This is a genomic window from Streptomyces sp. NPDC021080, assembly GCF_044333225.1.
GTDB lineage: Bacteria > Actinomycetota > Actinomycetes > Streptomycetales > Streptomycetaceae > Streptomyces.
Genome location: NZ_JBIRQM010000051.1, coordinates 1 through 4,774, shown reverse-complemented (window position 1 = coordinate 4,774; position 4,774 = coordinate 1). Strand labels below are relative to the sequence as shown.

Sequence of the window (4,774 nt, the reverse complement as noted above, 5' to 3'; positions counted from 1 at the left end):
CGGACCCGGCCAACCCCACCAGCAACGCCCTCTACCAGCGCATCGGATACGTCCACCTCGCCGACTTCACCGGATACAAGTTCTCCCGCGGCACGACCGAGCGGGAGTGACGTAGACGGCGTCAAGGCACGCCGTTTCCTCGGCCCTCAGGCCCTCCGACACATCGAGCATTCCGGCGTGGTCGCCGTCGATCCCACTCACCGGAGCTGATGCAGTACTTCTTCGTCCCCGCGGGCACCGCCGCCTGCTGGGACGACGGTATTGAAGGTACCGTCCACGTCGTTCTCCCCGCCCCCACACCGGGAAGCCCCGCCAGACCCGTACTGGCTGCTGTCGCCCTCATGGGTGGACTGCTCAGGGGCGATGTCAGTGGTGCGGCATACGATCCGGGGATGCGAGCTTCAGGGACGTTCAAAGTTGCCGACTTCACCCCGGCACCGGTGCCGAGCCCCGCAATCGAGACGGCGCTGCCTGTCGGTGTCGCCACGATGGCGAAGCAATACGAAGGCGAGGTTGCCGGGCGCTCCGCCACGTTGTTCACCGCCGCGTTCGACCAGTCCAGCGGGGCGGGGACGTATGTCGCTATGGAGTCCTTCGAGGGGGCGCTCCACGGGCAGGTCGGCACCTTCAATTTTGCGCACTCCGCGACGACCCTGGGCGAAGGGAGGGAGAGCGAGTTCTTCGTCATCGTGCCGGCCAGCGGAACGGGTGCGTTGGCCGGGATCACTGGGACCGGCGGCGTCGCTGTCGACGCGGACGGCACCCACCGGATCTGGTTCGACTACGAGCTCGGCCAGTAGGCCCGGCGTGTCACGAAGGGACCGGCAGGGATTTTGTGCTCAGGGTCCCGTTCGTGACCGGCGCAGTTTCCTTCTGGTGTGTCCCTCGCCCGTGGCGGCATCGAGCGCTGCTTGAATCACTGCATGACGAAGCGTGACGAAGAGGCTCTTTTCGGTAACCGATTCCTCACCATGCCTGCCCCCTCGGAGACCTTCCCCGAAAAAGGTATGACCGCGACGGATGCAATGAGGCTCGTGGATGTGGATCTCGCCATGGAGGGCGACCCGCAGCGCAACCTCGCCACGTTCGTCACCACGTGGATGGAGCCGGAGGCGCAACGGCTGATCGCCGAGAATCTCCACCGCAACTTCATCGACCATGCGGAGTACCCCATCTCCGCCGAGATCGAGCAGCGCTGCGTACGCATGCTCGCCGACCTCTTCCACGCGCCGGGCAGGACGGCCGGATGCCGGACCCAGGGATCGTCCGAGGCGATCATGCTCGGCGCGCTGTCGCTGAAGTGGAAGTGGCGTGAGCGCCGCCAGGCAGCCGGTCTGTCGATCGACCGGCCCAACCTGATTTTCGGGGGAGACGTCCACGTCGTGTGGGAGAAGTTCTGCCGCTACTTCGACGTCGAGCCGCGGATCGTGCCGCTTGCCGAGGGCAAGTACACGATCGGCCCGGAGGACGTGGAGCCCCACCTCGACGAGAACACGATCGGCGTCGTCGCCGTCCTCGGCACCACGTTCACGGGTCACAAGGACGATGTCGTCGGGATCGACAAGCTCCTGCGGGACGTCCGCAAAGAGCGGGACCTCGACATCCCGATCCACGTCGACGGCGCCAGCGGCGCCTTCGTGTGGCCGTTCCTCTACCCGGACTCGAAATGGGACTTCCGGCTCGAGCAGGTACGGTCCATCAACGTCTCGGGACACAAGTACGGTCTGGTCTACCCCGGCATCGGATGGCTGGTCTTCCGTGAGGAGTCCGACCTGGCCAAGGACCTCGTGTTCTACGAGAACTACTTGGGCAAGACCGACGCGACGTTCACGTTGAACTTCTCCACCGGCGCGTCGATGGTGCTCGCGCAGTACTACAACTTCGTGCGGCTCGGCCGTCAGGGCTACACCTACGTCATGAAGATGATGCAGGAGAACGCCCGCGCACTGGCGGACAACCTGCGCGGCAGCGGCCGCTTCGAAGTGATCGGCAGCGACCTCGAGCAACTACCGCTGGTCGCCTTCCGCCTCGCGGGCAAGCATTCCTACGACGAGTCCGACATCGCCTGGCAACTCTCGGCCGAGCGGGGCTGGATGGTGCCGGCATATACGCTCCCGCCCAACGCGGAGCGGGTGAAGATCATGCGTGCCCTGGTCAAGGAGACCATGAGCCGCGAGCAGATCGATCGCCTGGGCCAGGACATCGCCGACGCGTGCCGCACCCTGGATGACAAGGGCGCGACCCACGGGACCGAGCGGGCCCAGGTCAAGCGCGGCACCGGCTACTGACGCGCCGTGACGGAGCGGCGGTTTCCGGGGACCGGTGACCTCGAACGACTGTCGGTTCCCCAGAGCACGGTCGAGCCGTCCTCCCAGATCTATTCATTTCTGCAGGTCGTGAGCACATGTGGGTCACGCGGCGCCCTGATCCCAGGACTCGTTGGCCCGCCATCTCGGTAGCCGTTCGCGACACCAGCGCACCCCAGGGCTCGGTCTGTCTCCAGAGCTCGAGGACTCGTGGGTGGAACAAGAGGCCGCCCCTGGGGCGGGCTCGCGCCGTGACAGTCAACGTTCGGCTGGGCATCACAGGTTTCGCGGTGGCCACGAAGATCCCGGGCCGTGCCGTTCTTGACAGAGGCCCCAAACGACCAGGGGAAACGGAGGCATCGGCCCGGGATCCGCGTCACCCCCGCGAAATCGCCGGGGACGGTGCCACTCTTTGAGGCGGCCTCGTGGGCCAGGGGGACTCAAGACATCCGTCACCGACGTGAAGCGGCCCAGCCCTTGCACGAACGAGTTCGAACCGCCTGCAGGCCGGATCAGGGGCTGGTGCCCGCGAACCGGTGAGCGCACCGAACCGGAACAGCGCGCGAGGCGATTCAAATTGATCAGTTCGGCTGATTTGCGTGAAAGTCGCACAAGTGCGGTGCCTGGACGGCAATATGGCCTGATCTTCCCTGAACCGGACATCAGAGGCCGTGCCATGACCAGATCGCAGTCCCCGTCGGACCCCTACGCGAGGCCGCAGCACCCGGTCCGTCAAGCCTCCGGCGACTCTCACCGGAGCGCACTCGTCGTGGCCCTGATAGGCGCCGCGGCCACGATCGTCGCGGCTCTGATCGGACTGTTCGTGCAACTGAGCGGCGATATGGAGCAACGCGCCTCCAGCCCGTCGCTCGGCGGCACGCCTCCCGCCTCCAACGCGTCCAGCGCGCCCGCCGCCTCCGCCGCTCCCCTCGGCTCGGTCCCGCCGACCACGCCCGCGGCACCTGGAGCGTCCGGCGGACCTGACGGGACCCCGACCGCCGCCCCGACCCCCACCGCCGCGACGCCCGTCGGCCTGCCGGAGGAGTTCCTCGGACGCTGGCAGGGCTACGCCGAAGAGGCCGACGCCACCCGTACCGACCACTACCGGGTCACCGTGGAACTCGACCGGGGCACCCTGCGGGAGCAGGTCGGCAGCGTCCACTACGCGATGGAGTCCTCCGACTGCTACGGCACCGTGACCCTGACCACGGTCGACGGCACGGACCAGGTGACCCTCGGGGAGAACATCCAGTCCGGCAACTGCGTCACGAACGGCCGCATCACCCTGACGCTGCGCCCCGGCGACACAGTGGACTCTGCCTACGAGACGATCAAACGGGACGGCACCCGCCAGTCGGTGAAGGCAGGCCTGGAACGCGTTGCCTGACCGGCAGGGGCGGCGGAGGGGATCAGTGTGTCCGGCGGGGTGGTCCCGGGTTTTCAGGGGTGTGGAACTGGCGGGCCGCGACGAGATCGACGGTCCACCGGTCCGCCTGGGGCCGCGGTGGAGGGCTGTCGTCGTTGCGCTGCTCAGGACATTTGTGAGGCTCCCTGTGGGACATCTGTACTGCGGTATGTGTGCCCCTTGACACTGCACCACGCCTGTCGGCCTCCGTAGGCTTGCGGCATGTTCAAATCTCACGAACCAGGACCGGACGATGCCTGGGAAGGCATGGTCGAGGACAAGTCGCGGGGCATGCTCGACGGCGCGAACATGTACCACTTCGTCAAGGTGAGGCGTGCGGACGGCCAGTTCCTCAAGGTGCGCATCGACCGCAGGCTGTGGAAGTCGATCGCGGTCGGCGATCGCATCGTAAAGGAGCCCGGCAGCGGTCCAGCCAAGGCGTAACCCCCGGAACGCTGGACGAAGAGCGCCTCTGGTGTGGCTGAGGAACTCTCCGGGACCGAGTTCACGCCGAATTCCGGGCCTCCGCGTCGACGATCCGGCCCAAGGCCTCGGAGTCGGCGCAGGAGCCAAGTTGACATGCAGTCACATTGTTTCCGACACCTTGGAGTCCCGCACGTCTCCCACGCCTGACCGCTCCCACGTCATCGTCACCGCCGGCCTCGGGGCTGTTGTCGCTGGCCCGGCCGTCGCGGTGGTGCCGGAGCTGCTTCCCGCGCCGGCCCTGGCCGTGACAGTGTTCGCAGTTTTGATCTCCTTGATGCCGGGGTGATTTGTCTCCAGCGGAGAGCACAGTGCCGACTGTGAGCGCTTCGTAGTCGTTGGGCGGCAAGCCCATCAGCGGCTTCCAGCTCACCCAGAAGAAGCTCGCCGACATGAGCGTCTCCCTGGGCGCCGCCGCCCTGCTCGCCCTGCACCACGGCCGTCTGAAGGACGAGGGACGCCTCCGCCCCGAACAGATCAGCGTCGGCAAGCTCAACAACGTCCGCGAGGCCATCGCCATCGCCCGCGAATGCCGTACGGTCCTCGGCGCCAACGGCATCTCCCTGGAGTACTCGCCGCT

At 66.8% G+C, this 4,774-nt stretch carries 5 protein-coding genes and 1 pseudogene; all 6 read left to right on the top strand.

Annotation, left to right across the window (positions count from 1 at the left end; genetic code table 11):
* A partial coding sequence (locus ACH4S8_RS44980) for a GNAT family N-acetyltransferase (RefSeq protein ID WP_398405146.1) occupies positions 1-110 on the top strand: 110 nt, incomplete at its 5' end.
* Positions 111-392: 282 nt separating this feature from the next.
* Complete coding sequence (locus ACH4S8_RS44975) at positions 393-800, top strand: DUF3224 domain-containing protein (RefSeq protein WP_398405144.1); 408 nt, start codon at positions 393-395, stop codon at positions 798-800.
* A gap of 123 nt (positions 801-923) precedes the next feature.
* Positions 924-2,288 (top strand): glutamate decarboxylase, encoded by a 1,365-nt coding sequence (locus tag ACH4S8_RS44970; protein ID WP_398405142.1) that lies wholly within the window; start codon positions 924-926, stop codon positions 2,286-2,288.
* A gap of 694 nt (positions 2,289-2,982) precedes the next feature.
* Positions 2,983-3,693, top strand: a complete 711-nt coding sequence (locus tag ACH4S8_RS44965) for a hypothetical protein (protein WP_398405140.1) — start codon at positions 2,983-2,985, stop codon at positions 3,691-3,693.
* 240 nt (positions 3,694-3,933) lie between these two features.
* Positions 3,934-4,155: a hypothetical protein gene (locus ACH4S8_RS44960; protein WP_398405138.1), complete on the top strand. Its 222-nt coding sequence runs from the start codon at positions 3,934-3,936 to the stop codon at positions 4,153-4,155.
* 383 nt (positions 4,156-4,538) lie between these two features.
* Positions 4,539-4,774: pseudogene (locus tag ACH4S8_RS44955) on the top strand (acyl-CoA dehydrogenase family protein); the annotation flags it as partial.